The organism is Ruegeria sp. CDSB029 (assembly GCF_059611125.1).
Map to the genome: position 1 here is coordinate 234012 of NZ_JBXWOX010000005.1, position 24687 is coordinate 258698.

The following is a 24687-nucleotide window of genomic DNA, read 5'->3' on the forward strand; positions in this document are numbered from 1 at the left end:
CCCCGATTACATAAGCTGCAGTTCCCCGGCGACTGTCAGGAGTTGGTATGACGCTGCCAACCAAGCAAGCTGAAACAGGCAAACAAAATGGCGGCGACACAGACAATCGAGGGCCCGGCCGGCGTGTCGAAGACATAAGCCGCCCTCAACCCAGCCACAGCAGACGTCGCCCCAATTGCCGCTGCAATCAGGGCCATCGTTTCCGGTGACCGCGCCAGATTGCGCGCCGCAGCGGCTGGTATGATGAGCATCGCCGCTATCAACAGAACACCCACAACTTTGATGGCGACTGCCACCGTGATGGCCAGTGCAAGCGTCAATATCAGTTGTTCGCGCTTGGGATCGAACCCGCTGGCATAGGCCAGTTCCTCGTTCAACGTCGCCGTCAACAGCTGGGACCAACGCCAGGCAATCAAAATTACGACCAGTGCAGCGCCGCCCCAGATGACGGCCAGATCCGAACGGGAAACGGCCAGAATGTCGCCAAACAGATAGGCCATCAAATCAATCCGAACACCGGAGAGGAATGAAACCGCCACAAGACCAAATGCCAAAGCCGAATGTGCCATGACACCCAGCAACGTATCCATTGCGTACCCTCGACCTGCCAACAGCGTCACGGTCAGCGCCATCAACAAGGCGACGGCCAGCGCACCTGTAAAAACCGACATCTGAAACGTCAGCGACAAGGCCACGCCAAGAATGGCTGCGTGCGCGGTGGCATCGCCGAAATAGGCCATACGGCGCCACACCACAAAACACCCCAACGGCGCCGCAGCAAAGGCCACGCCCACTCCGGCCAGTGTGGCCCGGGTCATGAAATCATCAAGCATTATTCTGCGGCTTCCTGTGAGTCTTTTCCATGATTATGATGATGATCGTGGTTGTGATCATGATCATGGCGGTAAAGGGCAAGCGCTCCACCTGTTCCGGTTCCGAACAACGCGCGGTATTCGGGGGCCGAGGCCACCACCGCCGGAGACCCCTCGCAACAGACATGGCCGTTGAGGCAGATCACTCGGTCGGAGGCACTCATCACCACGTGGAGCTCGTGGCTTATCATGATGATAGCGCACCCTGTTTCCTGACGCACGTCTTCGATCTGACGATAGAAAGCAGCCGACCCGGGCTGATCCAACCCTTGCGTGGCCTCATCCAGCAACAGGAGTTCGGGTCGGTTGATCAAGGCCCGCGCCAGCAGCACGCGCTGGAATTGTCCGCCCGAAAGCTGTGACATCTGGCGCTTGAGCAGATCGGGCACACCGGCCGTTTCCAGCGCAGTCGCGCAATCCTTCTTTGACGCGCGATGGGTCAGCCGCATGAACCGTTCGACGGTGATCGGCAAGGTCGGGTCGATATGCAGCTTTTGCGGGACGTAACCAATTCTCAGCCCCAGCTTTCGCTTTACCCGCCCGGCAGACGGTTTGATTGCACCGATTATAGCGCGCAGCAGGCTTGTCTTACCCGAACCGTTAGGGCCGACGATGGTCACGATTTCACCAGGTTCGACCCCCATGTGAATGTGCCGTAACACGGTATTGGCCCCATAGCTAACGCTGAGGTCTTCTACGGTAATCAGGTTCATTTCTACGCCTTTTCGGTGCAGTCGGGGCAAACGCCTTCGGCTTCTACAACGGTCCGCTCAATCTCGAAACCCACCGCCCGCGCGGCTGCGCCCAGCTCTCCTTTCGCGGGTGTTGAATGTGCTTCGGCCACGGCATCACATTTCCTACAAATCATGAAGGCCGGGGAATGCGTTGCCCCGGGATGCGCGCAGGCGACAAATGCGTTCAACCGTTCGATTTTGTGGACAAACCCGTTCTCAACAAGAAAATCGAGGGCGCGATAAGCCACCGGCGGCTGCGATCCGAAGCCTTCGTCGCGCAATCGATCAAGGATTGTATAGGCACCCAAGGCCCGATGTTCCTGCAGCAGCATTTCCAAAACCTTGCGCCGCACGGGAGTCAGCCGCAAACCTTCTTCTTTGCACCGGGTCTCGGCAACGGTCAGGCTGCTTTCGACGCAGTGCGCGTGGTCGTGCTTTTGGAATCCGACAAGGGCGGAGTCTTCGGCAGGTGCAGGTCTCGTCTCACTTGTCATGTTATTCCATATCATATATGCCACTCGCAACGTTATAAAATCACATAGAGGGTTTGATGTCCAGAAAGCTTCTTCCTGTTTCGATCACGGCTGCGTTGATGGGGGGCACAGCAATGGCCGATGTCCCAAATGTTGCAGTTGATATTGCACCGGTGCACTCGTTGGTGGCGCGCGTGATGGAAGGTGTTGGGACACCTAACCTGATCGTACAAACCGGCGCGTCCCCGCATGAATACAACCTGCGCCCTTCTGAGGCGGCTGCCCTGCAAAATGCGGATCTGGTATTCTGGATGGGCGAGGACCTGACCCCATGGATGGAAGGCGCGGTAGAGACCCTGGCCAACGGCGCGACAGTCACCCCCCTGCAGGAAGTGGATGGCACCGTCCTTCTGGATTTCCGCGAGGATGCGCTGTTTGAGGCGCACGATCATGACGATCATGACCACGAAGAGCATGCTGAGGGTGAAGACCACGATCACGAGGCTCATGCTGAACACGACGACCACCATGACCACGCGCATGGCGATCATGATCCGCATGCCTGGCTTTCGCCCAAAAACGCCGACACCTGGCTGAACGTGATTGCCGCGCAGCTTTCCGCAGCGGACCCGGACAATGCGGGCGCATATTTCGCAAACGCGGCGGCTGCGCGCGAAGAGATGGCAGCCCTCTCTGCTGAAGTAAGTGCAACTCTGGAACCTGTACGCGGAAGAAACTTCATCGTTTTCCACGATGCCTATCAGTACTTCGAGAACGCCTTCGACATCCCCGCGTCGGGTGCGATTTCGCTCAGCGATGCGTCGGATCCAAGCCCGGCGCGGATTTCAGAAATTCAGGTGCGCATTCGCGAAGAACGGATCAATTGTGTTCTGTCAGAGCCGCAATTCAACCCCGGCATCGTCGCCACTGTTTTGGACGGAACCGAAGCAAATACAGGTGTGATAGATCCGCTAGGTTCTGATCTTGAACCTGGGGCCGAACTGTACCCGCAAATGATCCGGAACATCGCAAAAACTTTGGCGGAATGTCTATGACCTGACCGGGCAGCCCGTTTTGGCATGAAAACCCAGAACGGGCTGAACATAGCCGGGGACACCAAAGCATCTCGGACACTTGCTTTTTTTTGCGTTTCAGTGCCCGGGGTATTCGCCCGTTTGGGAACGCACCCAGATGTCTTATTGAGTTCCCAACAGAACGACGCAGTCAGAGGCTTTAGCGGTGTCCGGATTAACGATTATGACACTGGCTAGGGTCAGGCATGTGCCATCTCAGATCACGACGCGCGCCCGTAAAACCCGATGCGTTCTTCGTCTGTGAACTGAACATTTGGCCGATCATAAAAGGAAAACACGGCGATCATGCGGTCGCGGTCGCCTTGAACAGGCGAAACGCGGTGCGCCGTGTTTTTGCCTTTGAAGATGTTCAAAGTCCCCGGTTGCAGATTCATGAGCGTGGGCTCGCGCCGACCTTCCAGCAATTCAGCCACCCCGTCATAATTAGGGTTGTCATCACTACGCAGGTCCTTTTCGTACTCGAATTCACCGCCCGCTAACGGCGCTTGCAACAGCAGCGTTGTGGTGAATTCGGACCTGTCGAAATGCCAGTTCAGGGCCTGCCCGGCTGAGTAAGCCATAACATTCACGCGGGCCAGCGGATCATCCATGACAAAAAGCTTAGGCTTTTCCATGACCGCAGCCAGAAACAGCGCAAATGGCGGCCATTCATACAGGCGGATGACAAAGGCCTGCCCCAACTGATCGGCGCAAATCGTCCTGTTAGACGTTTCAAATTGGGTCAGGGCCGGATGGTCGCTACCGAGGCCCTCGATAGACGTCCTGAAATAGATGTTGTGCCGCCGTGCATGGACAAAAGCCTCTTCAGCCAAAACCGGTTGCAGCTCAGACACCGCCGATTCCAGCGCACTGTCGCGAACAAAGCCAGGCAGGTTGAAAAGTCCATTCTCAGAAAGATCGGCTTTGAAGCGTTCGATCAGGCTGTGCCAGGCCATGCTGCCCGGCTGGTCCAGTGGATACAAATCCAAGTTTATGACATCACGCATCTTCGACCCTCCCTTCCTGTTATCCTGAGCAGGGCTTGAAACAGGGTTTTATCAATGGATAGTCTTTTTGGGGAGCATAAGAAATTCAAAAGCTCTGACCGGAAACGGATTGCCGCGCGGAAAGCGCCTGTTCCTGGGGGCGCTTGTTTAGTAGAAATGGCGGCGATGGATTTACAGTCGGAGACCCTCATCAGGATGAGCATGTCGCCGATCCCTTTGCGGCAGGATTACCGGATAGCTTACGCAAAAAGACGTAGATCTCCTCCAGATGTAAAAATAGTCGTAGCTGCGCTTCATAGTTAAGGCGCCACTGAATTCAACAGTGGGGATCAATCTGGCACACTCGCCCAACGACGTGAGGTAACTGCCCTGATTTGTTGACGCAGGCTATTTGCCCGCATACGAACTTGCCCACATGCAGGAAACCCACAGCCGACGCGACACAAATTCCGCCGGGCATCCAAGGAATAACGCCATGAGCGAACATATCATCGTCAGCACTCAGGATCGCGTCACCACAGTCACGATTTCTCGCGCAGACAAGAAAAACGCGATCACTTTTGCCATGTATACCGCGATAGCTGAAGCCATCGAAGAATACGGTCAAACCGATCAAGCCCGGGCGCTGGTCATCACTGGTGAAGGCGATATGTTCACAGCCGGGAATGACCTGCAGGACTTTATGACAGGCGGGCTTCCGGCGGGTGACGTTGAAAATCCGATTATTCGGTTCCTGAATACGATCCGGGATTGTCCGAAACCCCTGATCGCCGCAGTAAACGGTCCTGCAATTGGCGTTGGCCTGACCATGCTGCTGCACTGCGATCTAGTCTATTCCGCGGACAGCGCTACATTCAGCGCGCCATTTGTCCAACTGGGCCTGGTGCCCGAGGCCGGTTCTTCGATGCTGCTGCCTGCGTCCCTCGGCATGGCTGTCGCCAATGACGTCTTGCTGGCCGGGCGGGTTTTGACGGCATCCGAGGCCCTGAATCATGGGTTGGTCGCGCGCGTCTTTGGCGACGGCGAGTTGATAAGCAAAGTCCAAGAGATTGCACAAGCCATTGCGGCCTCATCCCCGGTAGCGCTCAAACAGTCTAAGGCCCTGATCCGCAATCAGCGTGACGAAGTGGCCGGACACATGGCCGCAGAAATCAAGATCTTTGCTACGCAACTACAGTCCCCCGATTTTGCCGAGAGTATTGCGGCCAAACTGCAAAAACGCGCACCGAATTACAGCTGACCCGCGCCTTTGAGCGATTACGGCTTTCCACGCCCCGACGGCAATCCGGGCTAGATGTAACGGCAACTGAGGCACAAAGCACCGCTGAAGCAAACCCAAGCTGGAACCAACCTTCCGTCATCGACTTACGTCGCCAATGACGGAAGGATATCAACTTAATTTCATTACCGGGCTGGTCAATTCCGCCCGGCAATGGAATCAGTGCGCATCAACAAATTTTGATTCGCCCTGACACGCTTTTACAAGCCGAAATAGGGCGTGCCCTGTGGCTGTTGGATGGCGTTTCACCCGATAGCCGCGTGAAGTCAGAGGAAAAGCATGGGCCTAACCTGCTATGACGTGATGGTACCGCCTGAGGTACAAAAGACCATTCTGCCGGATGAAAGCATCGCCACGGCTTTCAACATCATCAGGGGCAGCCGGGCACGGTTTCTGCCTGTCGTGGCTGAAGACGGGACTTATGTTGGCGTCTTTACCGCCCCAACGCTGCTGAAACTGATTCTGCCGAAGGCGGCGACAATCGGTCTAAATGATGATGCGTCGCGCGTCGCGATCGACTCGCTCAGCTTCATGAACCTGACGCGGGAAGATTTCGAACAACAGATGGAGCGGCTGAAGACCGAAAAGGTTCGCGACAACATGTCGAGGCCCTCGAACATCCCCGTTGCTGCACCCGACACGCCGGTGATGGAAGGTATCTTCCTGATCTACAAATACAAACGGCACGTGATCCTTGTTGAGCCCGAAACCAACCGTTTTGTTGGCACCGTAAGCGCCAACTCGCTTTTGGATCGCGCACTCAGCTAACCCTATACAAACCGGACTAAAACTTTGGCTACGCATTCGACGTCACACGGAGAGGCCGCTCTCTCTGTTCCACAACTATTGGGCATTGATCCGCTTTGGGTCGCGACCGGAATTCTGATTTTGGTGTATGCGGTCCTGATCACGGAAAAGGTCAACCGCGCCATTCTGACGATGCTGGGCGCGTCCCTTATGGTCTTGTTTGGCATCATCAATCAGGAACAAGCTGTGGCAGGTGTGGACGCCAACACGCTGGCACTGCTTATCGGCATGATGGTCATCGTGGGGATCACCAGCAAATGCGGATTGTTCCAATATGTAGCGATTAAGGCTGCAAAAGCGGTGAAAGCCAATCCAACCGGCATCCTGATCATGCTGACGCTGATTACGGCGGTGTTCTCGGCCCTGCTGGACAACGTGACAACCGTTTTGCTGATCGCCCCGATTACGCTGCTGATCACTGAAGCCCTGGAAACGCGTGTGTTCCCGTTCTTTGTCGCCGAGATCCTGGCCTCGAACGTGGGGGGAACAGCGACGCTGATCGGTGACCCGCCCAACATCATCATTGGCTCGGCCGCAGGGCTGAGCTTCAACGATTTCGTGGTGAACCTGGCGCCTATCTCGGCCATATGTCTGGTTGTCCTGACCGGCATTATTTACCTTATGAATCGCAAGGAACTGGCCCGCATTCCGAAATCGGCCAGCGATCGGATTATGGGTTTCAACGAATCCGAAGCGGTCACTGATGTTTTCTTGATGATCAAGTCTCTGGCCGTTTTGGCTCTGGTTTTGCTGGGGTTCACGCTGGGACACAGCTACGGCATTCAGCCGGGTACGTCAGCGTTGGCCGGAGCAGGCCTGTTGATGCTGCTGGCCTACGGCCACCAAAGCGGTGAAGAACAATCCGAGTCGGTTCACCACATCTTTGGTGAAGTTGAATGGGTCACAATCTTTTTCTTCGGTGGGCTGTTCGTCATTGTTGCCGGTGTTGAACATGTTGGGCTGCTGGCATTCTTTGGTGAGAAAGTGCTGGAGCTGACCCAAGGCGACATGATGTGGACCGCGTTCTTCATCTTCTGGGCCTCTGGCATCCTGTCGGCCATTCTGGACAACATCCCGTTTGTGGCAACGATGATCCCTCTGATCGAATCCACCGCGGATACATTTGGCGGTGAAGACGCGATTGAACCCCTTTGGTGGTCGCTGGCGCTTGGGGCCTGTCTGGGCGGCAACGGCACATTGTTGGGGGCAAGCGCCAACCTTACGGTGGCTGCTTTTGCGGAAAAGGCCAAGCAGCCCATCGGCTTCATCGCCTTCGCCAAAATTGCATTCCCGATCATGATCCTGACCCTGATGATCGCGAACGTCTATATTTGGCTGCGTTACTTCTGACCTATGGCCCTTTGAACCAAACGTATTACAGGTTCAAAGGGCGTCCGACTCCGGACAGGTTTACTTGCCCGCATGTGACACGCACCGCGCTGAGGCACCGAATTTGGTTGTCTTTCTAGCCAATCCCCCCTAGTGACGGCCTCACCTCGGGGAGCACGGCCTGCCGCGCTGAGATGCTTATCAAGCGAACCCGTAGAACCTGAACCGGCTAGAACCGGCGGAGGGAAGGGTTTCGGTTTCATCCATCCTTGCCCTCTCGCCGCAATGGAGGATGACATGAAACATCTGCTAATTGCTGCGGGACTTCTGAGTGCAACTACGGCCATCGCCGCCGACAAGCCTCAGCTAACCGTTTACACCTATGACAGCTTTGTATCCGATTGGGGCCCCGGCCCGCAGGTCAAAGAAGCCTTTGAGGCAACCTGCGACTGCGAGCTGAACCTCGTGGGCGTCGAAGATGGTGCCGCACTTTTGTCGCGTGTCCGGCTTGAGGGTGAAAACTCTGACGCCGACGTCGTGCTTGGTCTGGATACCAACCTGATTGCAGCGGCCCGGGAAACCGGCCTGTTTGCGCCCAATTCCGTTTCTGCCGACTTCGCGCTGCCGATCGAATGGACCGATGACACGTTCACACCGTATGACTGGGGCTACTTCGCCTTCGTTCACAAAGCGGATGCGACCGCGCCTGCGAACTTCCGGGAGCTGGCGGACAGCGACACCAAAATCATCATCCAGGACCCTCGCTCGTCCACGCCCGGTCTGGGTCTGCTGATGTGGGTTAAAGCGGCGTATGGTGATGATGCACCCGAAATCTGGACTGGTCTTTCCGACAATATCGTGACGGTCACAAAAGGCTGGTCCGAAGCGTACGGCCTGTTCCTTGAGGGCGAGTCGGACATGGTTCTCAGCTACACGACATCTCCGGCCTATCACCTGATTGCCGAGGACGATGGCAGCAAGGCTGCGTCCGCTTTTGACGAGGGCAACTATCTGCAAGTTGAGGTTGCGGCAAAGCTGGCCGCGACGGATCAGGCCGAATTGGCGGATCAGTTTTTGCAGTTCATGGTCTCGGATGCGTTCCAGCAAATTATACCGACAACCAACTGGATGTACCCGGCCGTAACCCCGGCAGAAGGTTTGCCTGCAGGGTTCGACACCCTGACAGTGCCGGCAAAGTCGCTGCTGTTCTCCCCCGATGAAGCCGCCGCCGTGCGGGATCAGGCCCTGGCAGAATGGCAGAACGCGCTCAGCCAGTAAGCCCATGGCCCGGTATCGGTGCGGCAGCTCTGGTCGCCGCGCTGATCCTGGGCACTCTTGCGGCGGTTGCACTGCGTGCTGAAACCAGCGGCGGGTTCACTCCCGCCGACTGGGCTGCGCTGCGGTTCACGCTGACCCAAGCCACACTGTCCGCATTGTTCAGCGTGGTGTTGGCCGTGCCGGTCGCGCGGGCTTTGGCACGTCGGAGGTTCCCCGGCCGACGGGCTTTAATTGCGCTTTTGGGCGCGCCCTTCATCCTGCCGGTCATCGTTGCCATTCTGGGCCTGCTGCAAGTTTTTGGCCGGTCGGGGTGGATCTCGGACTTCCTTGGCATTTTCGGCCTGCCGCCCATACGCATCTACGGCTTGCATGGCGTCGTACTGGCGCATGTGTTCTTCAATCTGCCCCTGGCCACTCGCCTTGTTTTGCAAGCCTGGCAAGAAATTCCTGCCGAACGGTTTCGCCTGGCCGCACAACTGGGCTGCAACGGCATGGCCATGTTTCGACTGATCGAGATGCCCATGCTCAAACGGACCCTGCCCGGGGTTCTTGCAGTAATCTTCGCCATCTGCCTGACCAGTTTCGCCGTCGCCCTCACCTTGGGCGGAGGACCACGGGCCACAACGATCGAACTGGCAATCTATCAGGCTTTTACCTACGATTTCGACCTGGGCCGCGCCGCCCTGTTATCCGCCCTGCAACTTGCCCTGACAGCAGCGACCGCTTTAGCGGCGTTGAAGTTTTCGCGCGGGGACGGTTTCGGAACAGGTCTCGATCGCGCCTTGCGCCGCTGGGACGGGGGTGCGCCGACGATAGATGTATTCTGGATCGTCGCAGCGGCCGTCTTTTTGCTACTGCCTTTGGCATCGGTCGTAATTTCGGGAGCTGCCGGGTTGTTTGACATGCCCGCAATCGTTTTTCGGGCCGCGCTGATCTCGGTCCTTGTTGCCACTGCAAGCACCGCTGTCCTGCTTTTGCTTGCTTTGCCTATGGCCACCGCCGTCGCAAGCGGCCGGCACGGGCTTGTGGAACTCAGCGGCATTTTGGGTTTGGCGGCTTCACCACTGGTCATCGGTACGGGCCTGTTCATCCTAATCCGGCCTTTGGCAAACCCGACGACATTGGCTCTGCCTGTCACTGCTTTGGTGAATGCTGCGATGGCCCTGCCCTTTGCTTTACGCATTCTGGTCCCCGCGGCGCGCGACATAACCGCTAGGCACGGACGTCTCGCGCTTTCATTGGATATGACAAAATGGACGTTTTTCACGCGCATCTTGCTACCACGCATGCGTCCGCAGATCGGGTTCGCCGCTGGTCTTGGGGCGGCTCTGTCAATGGGTGATCTGGGCGTGATCGCACTGTTCGCCGATCCGCTGATCGCGACCCTGCCCTTGCAAATCTACCGCCTGATGGGCGCCTATCAGATGCAGGCGGCTGCCGGCGGGGCATTAATGCTGTTGCTGCTGTCCATGGGCGCATTCTGGCTATTGGACCGAGGAGGGCGCTGGCATGCTGAAGCTTGATGACTGTGTGATCGAAAACGGGAATTTCACCCTAAACGCCGATATTCAGATCGGGGTTGGCGCGCGCGTTGCCATTGTCGGCCCGTCCGGCGCGGGCAAGTCCACATTGCTGGAGACTATCGCCGGATTTCGGGATCTGAAAAAGGGCCAGATTTTTTGGGGTGGGCGACAGATTTCCAACCTGCATCCCGGCAAGCGCCCTATGGCGATGCTGTTTCAAGACGGAAACCTGTTTCCGCATCTGACGGCTGAACAAAACATCGCCCTGGGCCTGCGCCCAAATGGTCGGCTGTCAAGGGACGAGGATGCACAGGTTCAGTCCGCACTGGACCGGGTTTCATTGCAGGGTATGGGCGCGCGTAGACCCTCGGAACTGTCCGGAGGACAGCAAAGCCGGGTTGCCCTGGCCCGCGTACTTGTGCAGCGGCGCGAACTGTTGCTTTTGGACGAACCGTTTGCCGCCCTTGGGCCAGCCTTGAAAACCGAAATGCTGGATTTGGTGGCCGATCTGGTGGCCGAAACCCAAACGACCCTGTTGATGGTCAGCCACGATCCGCAGGATGCACGCCGTATTGCCGACCAAACCGTACTTGTTGCAGACGAAACGGTGCATGCCCCCGTTCAGACAGCGGAACTCTTTGACAACCCGCCGCCAAGCCTGCGTGCCTATCTTGGCTAGCGGTGATCCCGCCTCAGAAGTCAACGAGGCGTTGTAACGGGTCGCCAAGCTAAATATCGTTCAAAGATGGTCAACGAAGACAAGCATACGCAGCACACTGGCGTGATCGACAAAAGCGCCCAGGCGCAAAGCAACCGCCAAACAAGGTTGAAAATCCGAATTTCCACTCTGCTGGCGCTGACCATTGGCGGACTGGTGGCAATATCGGCTGGCGCAGTTCTGTTGGTTTCGACTTATGCCAATTTTCAGAACACGACGGAACTGTTGAATACGTCTGCCGCGATGATCGTCGAATCCATCGAAGACGATATCTTTAGCCTGACGACACCGATCGAGGAACTGGCACAGTCCCTGCAAGAAGACGCAAGCACGGGTGAAGTCGATCTGCACGACACCGATTTTCTGAAAGCCTACTTCAAAGGCGTGGTGGCTTCGGTCCCGTATCTGACAGATCTTGCCATCGTGTATCCTGACGGCAGTCTGTTCATTTCAACACATATCACCGATGTTGAGGGGCCACGGTTAATAACGTCATACGAGCCTCCGGCTGCAGGCACGCTTCAGTATCTTAAAGATGTTAAAGGCTATGATGGTTTGTTCTGGAACGAACCCTTCTTTGACCAGGGCCGGACACATATCTCAGCGACTGTACCTGCCTATAAAGACGGTATTTTCCTCGGGGCCGTGCTCGTTTCTTCTACCGTTCACCATTTCTCGGGCCTGGTCGACGAGTTAAGCGGGAAATACGGGGCAACCGGTTTTGTTCTGTACGGTGACAACCGCGTTCTGGCCCATCCCAAATTGCTGAACCTGTCTGCAAACACGTTAAGCTCAAACGCCCCCTTGCATTCGGTCGCAGCACTTGATGACGCGGTCATCTCACAAATGCTGATGCAGCCACCCGAGTTTCAGGGCAACGATGGAACATTTGTCGGATATGTGGTCGAGGCGCTGGACGGAGAACACCTGGTTTTGACAAGCATCGTCAGCGGCTTCGGATCTGAGCCGTGGGTGATCGGGCAGTATTCTCCACTGAGCGATTGGAGCAACCAGTGGTCCCGGCTGAGTGATGCCGCCCTGGTCAGTCTTGGTTTACTGATCGCTTCGGTCATTGCGGCGCTTGTGTTGGCCAGACGATTGGCGGCACCCATTCACAGGTCGACTGAAGAAGCCATCAAAATCAGCGAGCTGAATCTGAACCAGATCGACCACCTGCCCCCCTCTCGGGTCTCAGAACTGAACCTTCAGGCTGTTGCCTTCAACAAGATGCTCGACGGGCTGCGCTGGTTTCAAACTTATTTGCCCCGAACCCTTGTACGGCAAATGTTAAAGACCGGAGACCCTAACCTTGTGTTGCCGCGCGAAGTCGAACTGACCGTCATGTTCGCCGACATCGTGGGATTCACACCCGCATCCGAGGCCATGACGCCACAAGCCACGGCAGCAATGCTGAATCGGCATTTCGAGATCCTGAACCGATGTATCGAAGCCGAGGGCGGAACGCTCGACAAATACATCGGCGACGCGGCGATGGCGTTCTGGGGCGCGCCCCAGGACCAGACGGACCATGCCGAACGCGCCTGCCGGGCTGCAATGGCAATCAAGCGATCTCTGGCTGAGGCTGGCGTCGAGTACGGCGTCAAAATCGCGGTGCACACCGGACCGCTAATTGTCGGCAATATCGGGGCCGTCGACAGGATGAATTACACGGTGATCGGCGACACAGTGAACACCTGTGCCCGGATCGAGACCCTGGTAGGCGAGCTGCCAAGTGACGAGCAAACCACGATTTTGATCAGCGATGCCACAGCCCGACTGATCAGCCCGGCTTTTCATCTGATCGACTGCGGCGAATTCACGGTCAAAGGACGTTCAAGGAAAGTGAATGTCTACCGCCTTTGCGATGCAGATAAGACCCTTCGCCCCTCAGCATAACCTGCCAGGAATTCCAGTGGCCGTATAATGGTCACTCCGTGCGCCGCAGTTGTTTTGGTGTTTTGCCGTATTCGGCCTTGAATGTCTGGGCAAGCGTAGAGGTTGACGCAAAACCGCAGGCTATGGCGATGTCAATAATCGGCATTTGCGAGTTCGAGACCAGAGTAAACGCTTTTTTCAACCTGATCTTTCTATAAAATTTTCCGGGCGATGTGCTCAGGTGCAGCATGAACTGACGCTCTAACTGCCGGGTAGATACGCCCACGCGGCGGGCAAGGCTGGCCGTTGGCAACGGGTGTTCGGTGTTTTCTTCCATGATGCGGATCGCGTTTTGCAGCCGCTTTTCCAGGAAATTCGGGTTCGCGCTCAGACCTTTGGGTTGCTCTTGCGCGTGGCCCCGAACGTCGTTCAGCATCAATTGACAGGCCAGTTCCGCCCTGTCCTGAGGTTCCAGCACATCTGCCAAAATGCCGATGATCGCCTCGGCAGTATGCCCGTGCCCGGCGCATGTCATCACAGATCCGTTGCGGGCGACAAGGTTTTCAGAAAGCATGGGGTAATCCCCTATCTCACGCAGCAAACCAATGTCGCGCCAATGTGCCGTGACCGGCCCGGATTGTTGCACTGTCGCCTTGATGTATTCGCGTGCTGCATCCGAAAACAAGGCAACCGGTCGTTTGTGTTTTTGCATTGCCCGGACGCGTCGCAGCCATGTGCTGACATTTCCCAATTGACCGCCCACGACGCACAGGCAATCGCTCAGATACTGGTCAGAGATGGCAGGCGTTGCACGCACAATCAGGTCTGAACAGCTGGTCACCAGACCGGGCGTGTCCGACGTAATCTGCCACCGAAAAAGATCGCGGTTGAGAACATCGTTTGCCGTCTGCAAAACGGCAATGATGGATGACAGCTCCAGATAGGCAAATTCCGCCTGAACAAAAATCTCGAAAGTTATCTGCTGTTCGGTCTTCGATTTGTCTGTGGGTGCTAACATTCGACGAGATCTTGTGGTTCTTTATCAGCGTGATAGCCCCTTAAATGACCCGATCAATCTTTGGGGCAGCCGAACATCAATTGGCGAGGACCTAGTTTGAACCGATCGTGGGGTTGAAAGCAAGGAACAAGTCCGCAGGGGTTGTCGCGGCCATGCGTTTCCGATCGTAGTCGTAAAATCGAAACGCAGGGTCTGAACGACCCCGCGCCAAGTGATGCCTGGTCTACCTTGGTTTATGCCGCTGCTATCTGGCCTGCCTTTTCGACCAATACTTCTGCCTGACGGATCGAGGCATAGTCGATCAATCGTCCATCCAGCGACACGGCACCTTTCCCGGATGCCTCGGCCTCGGACATGGCGATAAGGATACGCTGCGCTTTGTTCACCTCAGCGTCAGATGGGGACATGACCTCGTTGGCCAATGCAATCTGGCTGGGATGGATGGCCCATTTGCCTTCGCAGCCCAGAACGGCCGCACGTTTTGCCGCAGCCTTGTAGCCGTCAGGATCCTGAAAGTCTCCGAAAGGCCCGTCGATTGGGCGCAGACCGTTAGCACGGGCAGCAACGACCATGCGGGCTAGTGCATAGTGCCACATGTCGCCCCAATGAGTCAGACGGCCACCATCAGCATCCGCGTCTGTCAGAACCGAATAATCCGGGTTCACCCCACCGATGATCGTCGTCCGCGCGCGGGTAGAAGCGGCATAATCGGCAACCCCAAAATGCAGGCTTTCATTGCGTTTTGAGGCGGCCGCGATCTCGCTGACGTTCTGCATGCCCAATGCAGTTTCGATAATGTGTTCAAAACCGATCCGCTTCTTGTATCCTTTGGCATCCTCGATCTGAGTGACAAGCATATCAACAGCATAGACGTCTGCGGCGGTGCCTACCTTTGGGACCATGATAAGGTCCAGCCGCTCACCAGCCTGTTCGACCACATCGACCACGTCGCGATACATGTAATGGGTATCCAGCCCGTTGATCCGAACCGACATGGTTTTGGAACCCCAATCGATATCATTCAGTGCCTCGATGATATTCTTACGCGCCTGTTCCTTTTCGTCCGGGGCAACAGCGTCTTCGAGGTCAAGAAAAATGACGTCCACATCTGATTTCGCGGCCTTTTCGAACATACCAGGCTGGCTGCCCGGAACGGCAAGTTCGCTGCGGTTCAGGCGGGCGGGTGCCTGGTCGATGGAATGAAAGCTCATGGTTTGGGTCCTTCGTCTTTTGGTTCAGAGTGATCGGGGTTGGCCTCAGATCACGCGATCTCGGGGCGCGCGTCCGGCGAAAAAGTCGTTGAGGTTATCGAGAACGCGAAACCCCATCGCTTCGCGCGCCTCGCGCGTGGCGCTGCCCAGATGCGGCAGCATCACGAGGTTGTCGCATTGCAACAGGTCCGGGCTGATGCGGGGTTCGCCATCGAAAACATCCAGCGCCGCTCCGCCGATCATGTCAAACATCAGCGCCTGGATCAGTGCCCATTCGTCGATCACCTCACCGCGCGCGGTGTTGATCAGAAAGGCGTCGGGTTTCATCAGGCTTAACCGGCGCGAGTTGATCAGGTGCCGGTTCGCAACACCACCAGGGCAATGCAACGAAACGAAGTCACACTGCGGCAACAGATCGTCAATCGTATCTACCTGAGTTGCGTTGCATCGGGCCAGTACATCCGGCGCCACCTTGCTGCGGTTGTAGACAATGATATCCATCCCGAACCCGTGGTGCGCCCGGCGGGCCATCTCTTGTCCGATGCGGCCGTAGCCGATGATGCCCAGAGTTTTGCCACTGACCTTGGTGCCCACCAGATGTGTAGGCCGCCATCCGGTCCAGTTGCCCGAGCGCAACTCACGCTCTCCCTCACCTGCACGGCGCGCCACCATCAGCAGCAACGTCATCGCAATATCAGCAGTGCATTCGGACAGAACGTCAGGCGTGTTTGTCACCGTCATGCCCAATTCGCGGGCTGCGGGTTCGCAGATGTGGCTGTAGCCGACCCCGTAATTTGCAAGGATCCTGGTTTGCGCCGCTGAAACGTCCAGTGCCTCGGCGTTCAGCGTATCTGTGACAGTGGGCAACACCGCATCATAGCGTTTCAAGGAATCCCGTATTTCAGCCGGGGACATGGGCTTGTCCCCGGTATTCAAAACGACGTTGTAATTCTCGGCCAACTGCGCCTCGACGGCAGCAGGCCAGCGACGGGTAACAAGAACCGAAGGTTTAGCCATTACGCAGCCTTTCCCATGACGCGGGCGATGGTTTCGCCGATAACAGCGGGATTTTCAGCGACCGTGACGCCGGCTGCCGAAAGGATTTCGACTTTCTCGGACGCGCTTTCGCCAAAGGCCGAGATGATCGCGCCCGCGTGGCCCATCGTACGGCCTTTGGGTGCGGTCAAGCCTGCGACATAGGCGACGACGGGTTTGGTCACATGATCGCGGATGTATTCCGCGGCCTCGGCCTCCTGTGGGCCACCGATCTCGCCGATCATGGCGATGACTTCGGTGCTTTCGTCCTGTTCGAACCGTTCAAGGATATCGCGGAACGAAGATCCATTGATCGGATCACCACCGATACCCACGCTGGTCGAAACGCCAATACCACGTTCCTTGAGTTGGGCCGCAGCCTCGTACCCAAGCGTCCCCGAGCGGCCAATGATCCCAACGTTGCCCGGCAGATAGATGTGTCCGGGCATGATCCCCAACAGCGCTTTACCTGGGCTGATTGTACCCGCGCAGTTTGGTCCGGTCAGAACCATGCGTTTGTCTTTGGGATAGCGATACATGTAGCGCTTGACCCGGATCATATCCTGCGCCGGGATGCCATCGGTGATGCACACGCAATAGCGAATACCTGCGTCGGCGGCCTCCATGATGGAATCCGCGGCGAACGGTGGGGGTACGAAAACAAGGCTGGCATCAGCGCCAGTGGCTTCGACGGCCTGTTTGACGGTGTCAAAAACCGGCACACCCTCGACGGTTTCGCCGCCTTTGCCGGGGACAACACCGCCAACGACGTTTGTGCCATAGGCCAGCATGTCCTTTGTATGAAAGCGCGCCATGCGTCCGGTGATGCCCTGAACGATAACCCGTGTGTCGCGATCGAGAAGAATGCTCATTACACAGCCCTCATCTTGGTGTTTTGGGACAGATCGTTGCGCCACGCGCCGACAGCGCGTTCTGCGGCTTCCATCAAAGTAGTGGCGCGGATGATCGGAAGGCCGGATTTGGCCAGAATTTTCTGACCCTCTTCGACATTCGTTCCAGCAAGGCGCACAACGACCGGAATGTCGATCTCGATCTCGCGCAGTGCCTGCACGACGCCTTCGGCAACCCAGTCACAACGGTTGATCCCGGCGAAGATGTTGACCAGCACCGCCTGAACATTGTTGTCCGACAGAACCAGCCTGAACGCCTTTGCTACTCGTTCTGGAGACGCTCCACCACCGATGTCGAGGAAGTTTGCGGGCTCTCCTCCGGCCAGCTTGATCGTATCCATCGTGGCCATAGCCAAACCAGCGCCGTTCACGATGCAACCGATATTGCCTTCCAGCCCAACATAGGAAAGACCACGATCCGCCGCGCGGCTTTCGCGCGGGTCTTCCTGGCTTTTGTCGCGCAGTTCAGAAATCTGGGGATGCCGGAACAGGGCGTTGTCGTCAAAGCTCATCTTGGCATCCAATGCCAACACGCGGTCGTCACCTGTGACGACCAGCGGGTTGATTTCAACCATCGTGGCGTCCAGTTCGCTGAACGCGGCATAGCAGCCCTGCAATGTCCGCACCATTTGCTGAACCAGACGCGGTTCCAGCCCAAGGTTGAACGCGATCTCGCGCGCCTGAAACTCTTGCAGGCCCACAGCGGGTTCCACAATAGACCGCACGATGCTGTCGGGGCGCTCGGCCGAGATATCTTCGATCTCCATCCCACCTTCAGACGACGCGACGATCATCACCCGCTGGCTGGAGCGATCCAGCACGAAGCCCAGGTAAATCTCGCGGTCGATTGGTACGGCGGATTCGACATAAACGCGGTAGATACCCTTGCCCTCGGGGCCTGTCTGATGTGTCACAAGCTTGCGGCCAAACAGGTCGTCACAGGCTTGGTAGATCTCATTTTCGGTGTTGCACAGCTTGACGCCACCCGCCTTGCCGCGGCCGCCGGCATGAACCTGCGCTTTGACAATCCACTTGTCTCCGCCCAGTTCACGCGCGCGGTAGGCCGCCTGTTCAGGGCTGTAAGCCAAAGCGCCCGACGGCACGGCAACACCGAAATTCGAAAGAACCTCTTTCGCCTGATATTCATGAATATCCATCTGCAATCCTCCCGTTCATGCAGTGTAATTAAGCCGCGATCGACGTGCCGTACCGGCTTTCGAGCAGCGCCTCGATCTCTTCGAAATCGACCTGACAGCCCAGTTCCCGGATGGCCTCGGCAAATAGACGCACGATGCGGCTGACGGCCTGTCGGTTGAGCTGATTGAGAATGCCAATACGAACCTGAACCGGCGCGCTCAGCGTCGGCCAGATGCCAAAGCCCTGTGCCCGGCAATTCTGCACCAATTCCATTTCGCGACCGGCCAGTTCCGACGGCAGGTTGAGCACAACAAGGCTGGGCATATCCGAGGTCACCTCGCACCCCATGGCTGTCACGGCGTCGCGCAGCACGCGCTCGTGGGTCTTGTAGGATGCCGACCGTCTGGCCAGACCTTCCTGCAATGTCAGACGCAGGGACTCATGGAACGCGGCGACGGCGTATCCGGAATGCGTTCTGTGATATGTCCCTTTTTCAACATCCTGACCGTCTACAATGCCCCAGTGCCGGGCTTCGAAAATCGGATTGTGTACGTAAGTGTAAGCGCCATTGGTCCTGAGGGCTTCGATATAGGTGTCCGTAAAACTGACGGGCGCATATGTCAGAGGCAGGCAACAAAGACCCTTTTGTGGGCATGAGGCCCAACCAGCGATCCCCGGATAGTCGTCAATCGAAAAGTCCTCGACGCCCATCGACGAAACCGCATCGATCAAACCCATGACGCCGTGGCGTTCACACGCCTCCGAAAACCCGCGCAGGTCGTTAACACGGCCAGACCCGGTTTCCCAATGCGCCATGAAAGCCCATTTGGGCTTGTGTTCCGCCAACGCGTCCTCGGCCATTTCACCAGTCACCGGCTGACCATGCGGAACATCAATCACTGTGACACTTGCTGCCTGAGGATCCAGCGGATTGGCGGCATGTTCCTCTGGTGTGGCCGCCTTGATCCGCAAAGTCAGCGCGTCGATCCCGGAGAAGGTTCCGTTGGCAAAGGCCACGACCTTGTCACCGGGCATGACGGCAGAGAACATGGTGTCCAGCGCGCTCCAACCTGTCCCAGCGACGGCGAAAGTATATGCGTTTTGGGTGCCCCAGACCTTGCGAAGCATGTGTTTGCATTCAACCATGCCCCTGAGAACATCGCCCTGCATGTGATCGGCCACGCCCGCGTTGGTGAAAGCTTGCAGAACACGTGCATCCGTATTGCCCGGCCCGGGACCGGCGGCCAAGGTCTCGGGGATCTCAAGCGGAGGGAAAATCTGAAATGTCATCGGTTGACGTCCTCGGCATTTGAAGGGGCATCTGGGCCCAATGGGTTGCATTGCCAATTAGGAAACGCGGACTTGCCTCGTGACACAACGTAACTTACTACTGCTTTAGGATGGCTATTTGTGTGGGTAATTTCCCACCCTTTTAGGTAAAAATACAAAGGTATACTAAAATTTCACCTACCTATACGGGTAGTTTTTGCGGAAATTGGACAGAAATCAGATGGTTGAAACCGTACAGACACCGATTGACGTCATGCTGGCCGACAGCAATCCTCTGGTCCTGTCGGCCATGTCGGAGATCTTTGAACGCGACTCACGATTCTCGCTTGTTGCGACCTCGGCGACGGCCGAAGGCTTTTTGGGGACGGTGATGCGGGTTCCCGTGAAAGTCGGAGTTATCGACTGGAATCTTCCCGTTTTGGGTGCAGCCAAACTGATTGAGGTGCTGCGCGAACAGGCCAATGCACCACGGTTTGTCGTTTACGGCGATACGTCCGGTGACGTTCCAAGACTGGCAATGCAAGCGGGGGCCGCCGGGTTTGCTGCGCGATCTGGCGAGGTCGAAGGCTTGCTGAAAACCTGTGCAGACGTCGCCGATGGCAAGATGGTGTTTCCCTTCGTTGACGTTCGCAAAATGCAGCAGGACCCCATCCAAAGCCTGTCCCGCAAAGAGCGCGCGATTCTCGAGGCTCTGGCACAGGGTATGTCCAACCGGGATTTATCGAAGGAGCTTCAGATTTCCACCAACACGGTCAAATTTCACTTGTCCAACATTTATGAGAAACTGGCCGTAAAGAACCGAACCCAAGCGATTGCATACTACTATTCATCTCGGTTGTCGCGCGAGTAAGCCAAGCGTTTCCCGGCTTAGCCGGCCATGAAAGTGCTGTTCAGATCACCGCCGAGGCAAACGATCGGGTTCGTCGCCAGTCTCTTGCACCTGATCGGGTTGAAAAGATATATTCCGGATTTCAACACACAGTGTCGACGTCTAAAGACGCTGAACGTGAGAATACTGTGTCATTGTTCCAAAGGTCCATTGAAACCCGCGGTCGATCGAGCTGCAGCAACGTCAAAGATGCTCGCACGTTGCCGAAGTTTCTGGATCAAATTCCACCAGAATAGCCAATCGGCTCTGTCACGACCGAACTGTGCGCGGGTAATCTGGACTGAGACACAGCCTCAATGGTTGTCACTGTACATGAGGCACTTTGCGAGAAACGCCAATAGATCGGATTGGTGATGTCCGGCAAAAACCGAAAGGTGGTCGCTGAAACTTTGAAATTGCAATCCTGTCAAGCCGGGCCTTTGCAATGGCCCTGCGCCGCAGGCATAGTCCTGACAAAGCCAGTCGCCAAAGGCCGAAAAGAATGGACAGGATCAAAGTAAATCTGATCGGAGCGGGCCGGGTCGGTCAGACATTTCTGAGCCTTCTCAGCTCTTTGACGGATTGCGAAATACAGGATGTCCTTAGTGCAAGTCGGAACTCGGCAGAAAACGCTGTTCAACGCGTCGGCGCAGGTCGGGCCGAAACTGACCTATCAGATATGCGGCCAGCCGATCTCTGGGTTATCGCAGTACCAGACACGCAAATCTCTCGCGTCGCCTCCGACCTTGCCGCGACGCAGACAGCGATAAAACAACGTCCCACAGTCTTTCACTGCAGCGGATTCTTCCCGGCTGATGAACTGGCCGCGTTGCGTAGGCTGGGCTGGCGTTTAGCCAGTGTGCATCCGGTCCTGTCCTTCGCTGACCCTGATACAGCGATAAAACAGTTCACGGGCACCCTGTGCGGCCTTGAAGGTGACGCCGATGCATTAGCTATCCTTCAACCTATTTTGGAAAGAATGGGGGCCGAGTGCTTTTCGATCCGCTCTGATGGCAAGAGCCTTTATCACGCGGCGGCCGTGATCTCGAACAACTTTGCCGTCGTGCTTCAAGCCATCGCGCGCGAAGCCTGGGCCGAAGCCGGGGTCAGGGCTGATGTGGTCCCACTGCTGAACGCAAGGCTTCTTGAAAGTACTGCGGAAAATGTCGTTGCATTGGGACCGCAACAGGCATTGACGGGCCCGGCTGCGCGCGGAGATGAACGAGTCGTGACCACTCAGGGACGCGACTTGGCAAACTGGCACCCCCAGGCCGGAGAGGTTTATCGCGCCTTAAGTGACATGGCCGGGTCTTTAAAAAAGACCGGTTCGACCGATGCCACCCTTAAGTTGTCAAAAGAATAAGCCGCATCGCTCGCGTACTGAGGCCCGCGCAATTCAGTTGGCACCAGTTCGGGGTGTCTTCAACACAGAGATCCCCCTCTCCTTGGGTTGCCAGCTCGGCACGAGCACGTTGACACCCGACATCTAAATCGGCCGTCACCTGTCGCAAAGGTGTGTAGGTTACAGTCAACTGGCTGCGAGGCTGATCAGAACAAACAGGCACAACTGAAGGAGCACATTTCCCCCGTCTTCAGTGCTCGACAAACCCCGCTAAATCGCTTTGAACAGCAGCGTTTTCCCAGTTTCGTCGTCTCTTATTTGGCCCGAGGCGATTTGGTGGCAATGCCGACGGAGTGGCATTCTAGGGGGCACTAAGATCTGCGCATAACCTGACCGATACATTCGATGCCGCTTCGGAATTCCTGTGATAGCCTCACAGCGCTCAGGGTCTTGAAACGGCACCGTACGCCATTTCATGAAGCCGTTCCAGGAAGGATGCATTCAGAATAATGATTGAGCGATCCTGGATTCGAATTGCGTCGGCGCGCTCCCACTCTTTCAGGCCTCGATTCACGTTGCTGCGGGTACTGCGGACCATACTCCCGATATCGGATTGCGTAGCAAACGCCCCGATCCTGATCGCCTGCCGTCCGTCGACCGAGATCGGCTCGCCGATCTGACTGGCAACGCGCAACAAAGCTTCCGCAAGGCGCGCCGACAGGCTGTTCATTGTCAGACAACGCATGGCGTCAACGAATATTCGGAACCTTTCCGCGACCAGATCGCTCAGGGCCAGACAGGTCGACATATTGGAGCGGCTGAGCATGTTCAGAACATCTCTGCGAATGCGGTAGACAGTGACAGAATTCAGCGCGGTTGCGGTGCCTGCATATTGGCTTTTTTGGAATACACCCAACTCACCAAACGTGTCACCGGGGCGCAGAATAGCATAGGTAAACTCGGAACCGTTCCGTGTCAGGCTGCTCAGGCGGACATAACCATCGGCCAGAAAGTAAAGGTAGTTCGCGTCGTCTTATCGCTTTCAACGATCAAAAAACGACTTGCGTTGGTCTGTAATCAACTTAAACAGAAAAAATGAAATGCCACCAAAACCCCACCTTGCTTGAACTAGGAAACAGCCCTGTTATCGCGAAGGGAAACAGGCAATTCGTGTATGAACACCCATTTGATAAGGGGTTGCTGTTAAAGGTCCCACAACCTCATACGATGGATGCAGGTTCGAGGCTTGTAACCGACAAATGGTATGACCGGCTGTTTCGTAGAGCTACCGCTTTTAAAGGTTTCATGCGTGAGTTTGATGAATCCTTTTTTCTGATGGTCCGCCATCAGGAAAGCCCGGATGTTATGCCCGTTTGCAGGGTGTTTGGCACTGCACCGACAGACAAGGGTCTGGCGCTGGTCTATGAACGCATTTCTGATCCGGATGGGCAGCTTTCCCCAAGTCTGTCTCAGTTAATAGCCGAAGATCGTCTCACCCCTCAGCATTTGAGCGATCTCAATAGACATTTTGACCAACTGTCAGATGAACGTGTCATCATTAGCAACAAAAACACTGGCAATCTTGTCTATCAAACATGGTCCGACGGATCCGGGCGATGGGTTTGGATTGACAGCTTTGGGTCTAAACAAGTCATTCCTCTGCGAAGATGGGTTCGCAGTTACAATGACCGCAAGCTCGGCCAAGTTCGAAAAAAGTTCTTTGATTTGATTGGCGCCGCAAAAGGCTAATCGTCTGGCTAACCCAGTTGATCGGAGTCAACAGGTCCTTGTTTGGTTCGGGCGGGAAGGCGCCTATTCGGTTGGTGGCTTATGAAGCGAAGCCAAATCGACGCCAGTAGTTGGTCGCAGAGCGGGTGTTACTAGCTCAGACCAAATGCCTGGCCCATGCGCGTCCGACGACGCTCGATGGACTTGCGGAATGCTAAATCAGAAACCAGCGTCAGCGGAAACAGCACTCGTTCGCCCAAACCATCGATAACGACCAGTTTCCCATCGCGTTCTTGCGCCCGCACAATGTTTTCAAAACTCAGGTCGCCCACGATAATCCGGCCACGTTCAAGGTCGTCCATGAGTTCCATAAACTCACCGTGCAGCTGTTTGCGCTCTGACAAATCATCGCCCAATGCGGCCCGTTCAGACTCCAGCGTTGGTGCCAAATCACCATCTGGGCCGGTCATCTTTTCGACCACCAGTGCTGGTCCTTGAGATGTCGCAGCATACCCCATAAAATCCGCAAGGCGTTCAATCTCGGGGCAGCCTCGAGTCAGCGCGGCTAAGTATTCGTTTGCTTCCCGGTTCCACTGGCGGAGGTTGCCATAGCGTCTCTCGGCATAACGAGGAATCACGTGGTTGCGCACCGGTTCATCCACTCTGACTTTCAACAGCGCGCGCTCAACAAACGGATGCTGATAAATCTCGTAGTTGCGGCTTCTTCGCATTGGCCGAATTTTACTTAAGTCTATCATGTTGTTTTGCCGATCCTAATAAAGAAGATCACTGATTACAGCGATCCTCTCAAACCAAAACCTCCAATTAGTCCTTTTCATTATTGAGGACAACCAGATGTCGAAGCCAATTGTTTAGTACCGGCATCCGGTGGACCGAATCGAGAATGAATCGATACGGTTCTTAAGTCCAGATTTTGCAGATTTTTCGTATGGAGCGAGGCGACTTGGTGTCTTCAATCGGTGGCGCAAGTGTAGGCATCATGGATTTCAGTCAAGTTCGAGCGAAGCTGGTTGTTGCAGCTGGCTGCCATTGACGGTCAAGGTGGTGTTGATATGGCAGGGAACCGTTTCGAGTAGGTGCTCCAGAAAAGCCTAAACTTCCTTTGTGTTTACGATTTCCACCAGTTGAGCCGCAGCAAAGACGCAGGTCCGGTCAATG

General features: G+C 56.2%; 24 protein-coding genes, 1 pseudogene and 1 riboswitch. Of the genes and pseudogenes, 12 read left to right on the forward strand and 13 right to left on the reverse strand.

Annotation, left to right across the window (positions count from 1 at the left end):
* Positions 1–35: 35 nt before the first annotated feature.
* Genes AC2FI8_RS08455 through AC2FI8_RS08465 form a run of 3 tightly spaced genes read right to left on the reverse strand, consistent with a single transcriptional unit; the run spans position 36 to position 2100 of the window.
* Positions 36–833, reverse strand: coding sequence for an iron chelate uptake ABC transporter family permease subunit (locus tag AC2FI8_RS08455; RefSeq protein ID WP_058272042.1), 798 nt, complete (start codon positions 831–833; stop codon positions 36–38).
* Entirely contained in the window at positions 833–1585 is a 753-nt protein-coding gene (locus AC2FI8_RS08460; RefSeq protein ID WP_496778448.1) for a metal ABC transporter ATP-binding protein, read from the reverse strand. Before AC2FI8_RS08460 ends, AC2FI8_RS08455 begins: the two co-directional genes overlap by 1 nt.
* A 2-nt stretch (positions 1586–1587) precedes the next feature.
* Positions 1588–2100, reverse strand: coding sequence for a Fur family transcriptional regulator (locus AC2FI8_RS08465; protein WP_496734856.1), 513 nt, complete (start codon positions 2098–2100; stop codon positions 1588–1590).
* 56 nt (positions 2101–2156) lie between these two features.
* Between AC2FI8_RS08465 and AC2FI8_RS08470 the strand changes: the two genes are divergently transcribed.
* Complete coding sequence (locus AC2FI8_RS08470) at positions 2157–3134, forward strand: zinc ABC transporter substrate-binding protein (protein ID WP_496778450.1); 978 nt, start codon at positions 2157–2159, stop codon at positions 3132–3134.
* A gap of 239 nt (positions 3135–3373) precedes the next feature.
* Here AC2FI8_RS08470 and AC2FI8_RS08475 read toward each other — a convergent pair whose 3' ends face one another.
* Positions 3374–4159 (reverse strand): HalD/BesD family halogenase, encoded by a 786-nt coding sequence (locus AC2FI8_RS08475; protein WP_496778452.1) that lies wholly within the window; start codon positions 4157–4159, stop codon positions 3374–3376.
* A gap of 475 nt (positions 4160–4634) precedes the next feature.
* Between AC2FI8_RS08475 and AC2FI8_RS08480 the strand changes: the two genes are divergently transcribed.
* The 7 genes from AC2FI8_RS08480 to AC2FI8_RS08510 all read left to right on the forward strand — a co-directional run bounded on the left by AC2FI8_RS08480 (position 4635) and on the right by AC2FI8_RS08510 (position 12989).
* Positions 4635–5399, forward strand: coding sequence for an enoyl-CoA hydratase (locus AC2FI8_RS08480; protein WP_496778454.1), 765 nt, complete (start codon positions 4635–4637; stop codon positions 5397–5399).
* 318 nt (positions 5400–5717) lie between these two features.
* Positions 5718–6206, forward strand: coding sequence for a CBS domain-containing protein (locus tag AC2FI8_RS08485; protein ID WP_496706134.1), 489 nt, complete (start codon positions 5718–5720; stop codon positions 6204–6206).
* Between the two features lie 24 nt (positions 6207–6230).
* Positions 6231–7595: an ArsB/NhaD family transporter gene (locus AC2FI8_RS08490; RefSeq protein WP_496778457.1), complete on the forward strand. Its 1365-nt coding sequence runs from the start codon at positions 6231–6233 to the stop codon at positions 7593–7595.
* A gap of 137 nt (positions 7596–7732) precedes the next feature.
* Positions 7733–7838, forward strand: a riboswitch (TPP riboswitch).
* A 33-nt stretch (positions 7839–7871) separates the two neighbouring features.
* Positions 7872–8852 (forward strand): thiamine ABC transporter substrate binding subunit, encoded by a 981-nt coding sequence (gene thiB, locus AC2FI8_RS08495; protein ID WP_282119270.1) that lies wholly within the window; start codon positions 7872–7874, stop codon positions 8850–8852.
* Positions 8828–10375 carry a thiamine/thiamine pyrophosphate ABC transporter permease ThiP gene (locus AC2FI8_RS08500; protein ID WP_496778459.1) on the forward strand — a complete coding sequence of 516 codons (1548 nt, stop codon included), beginning with the start codon at positions 8828–8830 and terminating at the stop codon, positions 10373–10375. Before thiB ends, AC2FI8_RS08500 begins: the two co-directional genes overlap by 25 nt.
* Positions 10362–11054 (forward strand): thiamine ABC transporter ATP-binding protein, encoded by a 693-nt coding sequence (locus AC2FI8_RS08505; RefSeq protein ID WP_496778460.1) that lies wholly within the window; start codon positions 10362–10364, stop codon positions 11052–11054. The genes AC2FI8_RS08500 and AC2FI8_RS08505 overlap by 14 nt, the downstream gene beginning before the upstream one ends.
* 102 nt (positions 11055–11156) lie before the next feature.
* The gene (locus tag AC2FI8_RS08510; RefSeq protein ID WP_496778462.1) at positions 11157–12989 is read left to right on the forward strand and encodes an adenylate/guanylate cyclase domain-containing protein; all 1833 of its coding nucleotides are present in this window, start codon (positions 11157–11159) and stop codon (positions 12987–12989) included.
* A gap of 31 nt (positions 12990–13020) precedes the next feature.
* On the opposite strand, the gene AC2FI8_RS08515 is transcribed toward AC2FI8_RS08510, so the two are convergent.
* The 6 genes from AC2FI8_RS08515 to AC2FI8_RS08540 form a co-directional block, all read right to left on the reverse strand.
* A complete protein-coding gene (locus tag AC2FI8_RS08515) occupies positions 13021–13986 on the reverse strand; it encodes a GlxA family transcriptional regulator (RefSeq protein ID WP_496778464.1) in 966 nt (321 codons plus the stop codon).
* A 233-nt stretch (positions 13987–14219) separates the two neighbouring features.
* Positions 14220–15197 carry an HpcH/HpaI aldolase/citrate lyase family protein gene (locus AC2FI8_RS08520; protein WP_496724917.1) on the reverse strand — a complete coding sequence of 326 codons (978 nt, stop codon included), beginning with the start codon at positions 15195–15197 and terminating at the stop codon, positions 14220–14222.
* 45 nt (positions 15198–15242) lie between these two features.
* Positions 15243–16214 (reverse strand): 2-hydroxyacid dehydrogenase, encoded by a 972-nt coding sequence (locus tag AC2FI8_RS08525; protein ID WP_496724919.1) that lies wholly within the window; start codon positions 16212–16214, stop codon positions 15243–15245.
* On the reverse strand, positions 16214–17104 hold the full coding sequence (gene sucD, locus AC2FI8_RS08530; protein ID WP_496766196.1) for a succinate--CoA ligase subunit alpha: 891 nt from the start codon (positions 17102–17104) through the stop codon (positions 16214–16216). The genes AC2FI8_RS08525 and sucD overlap by 1 nt, the downstream gene beginning before the upstream one ends.
* On the reverse strand, positions 17104–18300 hold the full coding sequence (locus AC2FI8_RS08535) for a malate--CoA ligase subunit beta (RefSeq protein WP_170559666.1): 1197 nt from the start codon (positions 18298–18300) through the stop codon (positions 17104–17106). The genes sucD and AC2FI8_RS08535 overlap by 1 nt, the downstream gene beginning before the upstream one ends.
* Positions 18301–18328: 28 nt before the next feature.
* Positions 18329–19570, reverse strand: a complete 1242-nt coding sequence (locus AC2FI8_RS08540) for a pyridoxal-phosphate-dependent aminotransferase family protein (protein WP_496778466.1) — start codon at positions 19568–19570, stop codon at positions 18329–18331.
* Between the two features lie 220 nt (positions 19571–19790).
* On the opposite strand from AC2FI8_RS08540, the gene AC2FI8_RS08545 reads away from it, so the two are divergent.
* The 3 genes from AC2FI8_RS08545 (at position 19791) to AC2FI8_RS08555 (ending at position 21801) form a co-directional block, all read left to right on the forward strand.
* The gene (locus AC2FI8_RS08545) at positions 19791–20420 is read left to right on the forward strand and encodes a response regulator transcription factor (RefSeq protein ID WP_496739152.1); all 630 of its coding nucleotides are present in this window, start codon (positions 19791–19793) and stop codon (positions 20418–20420) included.
* Between the two features lie 27 nt (positions 20421–20447).
* Entirely contained in the window at positions 20448–20813 is a 366-nt protein-coding gene (locus AC2FI8_RS08550; protein ID WP_496778468.1) for a transposase, read from the forward strand.
* 127 nt (positions 20814–20940) lie between these two features.
* A complete protein-coding gene (locus AC2FI8_RS08555; RefSeq protein ID WP_496778470.1) occupies positions 20941–21801 on the forward strand; it encodes a Rossmann-like and DUF2520 domain-containing protein in 861 nt (286 codons plus the stop codon).
* A 421-nt stretch (positions 21802–22222) separates the two neighbouring features.
* Here the strand turns inward: AC2FI8_RS08555 and AC2FI8_RS08560 are convergent, their stop codons facing one another.
* Complete coding sequence (locus tag AC2FI8_RS08560) at positions 22223–22606, reverse strand: Crp/Fnr family transcriptional regulator (protein WP_496778526.1); 384 nt, start codon at positions 22604–22606, stop codon at positions 22223–22225.
* Positions 22607–22801 (reverse strand): annotated as a pseudogene (locus AC2FI8_RS08565) (cyclic nucleotide-binding domain-containing protein); the annotation flags it as partial.
* Positions 22802–22875: 74 nt separating this feature from the next.
* Between AC2FI8_RS08565 and AC2FI8_RS08570 the strand changes: the two are divergent.
* Positions 22876–23529, forward strand: a complete 654-nt coding sequence (locus AC2FI8_RS08570; protein WP_496778472.1) for a YrbL family protein — start codon at positions 22876–22878, stop codon at positions 23527–23529.
* Between the two features lie 131 nt (positions 23530–23660).
* On the opposite strand, the gene AC2FI8_RS08575 is transcribed toward AC2FI8_RS08570, so the two are convergent.
* Entirely contained in the window at positions 23661–24266 is a 606-nt protein-coding gene (locus AC2FI8_RS08575; protein ID WP_496724932.1) for a YrbL family protein, read from the reverse strand.
* Positions 24267–24687: the final 421 nt, after the last annotated feature.

Excerpts from the sequence above, each read along its gene's own strand:
- AC2FI8_RS08455 (WP_058272042.1), bottom strand. The coding sequence starts at position 833 with ATGCTTGATGATTTCATGACCCGGGCCACACTGGCCGGAGTGGGCGTG.
- AC2FI8_RS08460 (WP_496778448.1), bottom strand. The coding sequence starts at position 1,585 with ATGAACCTGATTACCGTAGAAGACCTCAGCGTTAGCTATGGGGCCAAT.
- AC2FI8_RS08465 (WP_496734856.1), bottom strand. The coding sequence starts at position 2,100 with ATGACAAGTGAGACGAGACCTGCACCTGCCGAAGACTCCGCCCTTGTC.
- AC2FI8_RS08470 (WP_496778450.1), top strand. The coding sequence starts at position 2,157 with ATGTCCAGAAAGCTTCTTCCTGTTTCGATCACGGCTGCGTTGATGGGG.
- AC2FI8_RS08475 (WP_496778452.1), bottom strand. The coding sequence starts at position 4,159 with ATGCGTGATGTCATAAACTTGGATTTGTATCCACTGGACCAGCCGGGC.
- AC2FI8_RS08480 (WP_496778454.1), top strand. The coding sequence starts at position 4,635 with ATGAGCGAACATATCATCGTCAGCACTCAGGATCGCGTCACCACAGTC.
- AC2FI8_RS08485 (WP_496706134.1), top strand. The coding sequence starts at position 5,718 with ATGGGCCTAACCTGCTATGACGTGATGGTACCGCCTGAGGTACAAAAG.
- thiB (WP_282119270.1), top strand. The coding sequence starts at position 7,872 with ATGAAACATCTGCTAATTGCTGCGGGACTTCTGAGTGCAACTACGGCC.
- AC2FI8_RS08500 (WP_496778459.1), top strand. The coding sequence starts at position 8,828 with ATGGCAGAACGCGCTCAGCCAGTAAGCCCATGGCCCGGTATCGGTGCG.
- AC2FI8_RS08505 (WP_496778460.1), top strand. The coding sequence starts at position 10,362 with ATGCTGAAGCTTGATGACTGTGTGATCGAAAACGGGAATTTCACCCTA.
- AC2FI8_RS08515 (WP_496778464.1), bottom strand. The coding sequence starts at position 13,986 with ATGTTAGCACCCACAGACAAATCGAAGACCGAACAGCAGATAACTTTC.
- AC2FI8_RS08520 (WP_496724917.1), bottom strand. The coding sequence starts at position 15,197 with ATGAGCTTTCATTCCATCGACCAGGCACCCGCCCGCCTGAACCGCAGC.
- AC2FI8_RS08525 (WP_496724919.1), bottom strand. The coding sequence starts at position 16,214 with ATGGCTAAACCTTCGGTTCTTGTTACCCGTCGCTGGCCTGCTGCCGTC.
- sucD (WP_496766196.1), bottom strand. The coding sequence starts at position 17,104 with ATGAGCATTCTTCTCGATCGCGACACACGGGTTATCGTTCAGGGCATC.
- AC2FI8_RS08535 (WP_170559666.1), bottom strand. The coding sequence starts at position 18,300 with ATGGATATTCATGAATATCAGGCGAAAGAGGTTCTTTCGAATTTCGGT.
- AC2FI8_RS08540 (WP_496778466.1), bottom strand. The coding sequence starts at position 19,570 with ATGACATTTCAGATTTTCCCTCCGCTTGAGATCCCCGAGACCTTGGCC.
- AC2FI8_RS08545 (WP_496739152.1), top strand. The coding sequence starts at position 19,791 with ATGGTTGAAACCGTACAGACACCGATTGACGTCATGCTGGCCGACAGC.
- AC2FI8_RS08550 (WP_496778468.1), top strand. The coding sequence starts at position 20,448 with ATGAAAGTGCTGTTCAGATCACCGCCGAGGCAAACGATCGGGTTCGTC.
- AC2FI8_RS08555 (WP_496778470.1), top strand. The coding sequence starts at position 20,941 with ATGGACAGGATCAAAGTAAATCTGATCGGAGCGGGCCGGGTCGGTCAG.
- AC2FI8_RS08560 (WP_496778526.1), bottom strand. The coding sequence starts at position 22,606 with ATGCTCAGCCGCTCCAATATGTCGACCTGTCTGGCCCTGAGCGATCTG.
- AC2FI8_RS08570 (WP_496778472.1), top strand. The coding sequence starts at position 22,876 with ATGAAATGCCACCAAAACCCCACCTTGCTTGAACTAGGAAACAGCCCT.
- AC2FI8_RS08575 (WP_496724932.1), bottom strand. The coding sequence starts at position 24,266 with ATGATAGACTTAAGTAAAATTCGGCCAATGCGAAGAAGCCGCAACTAC.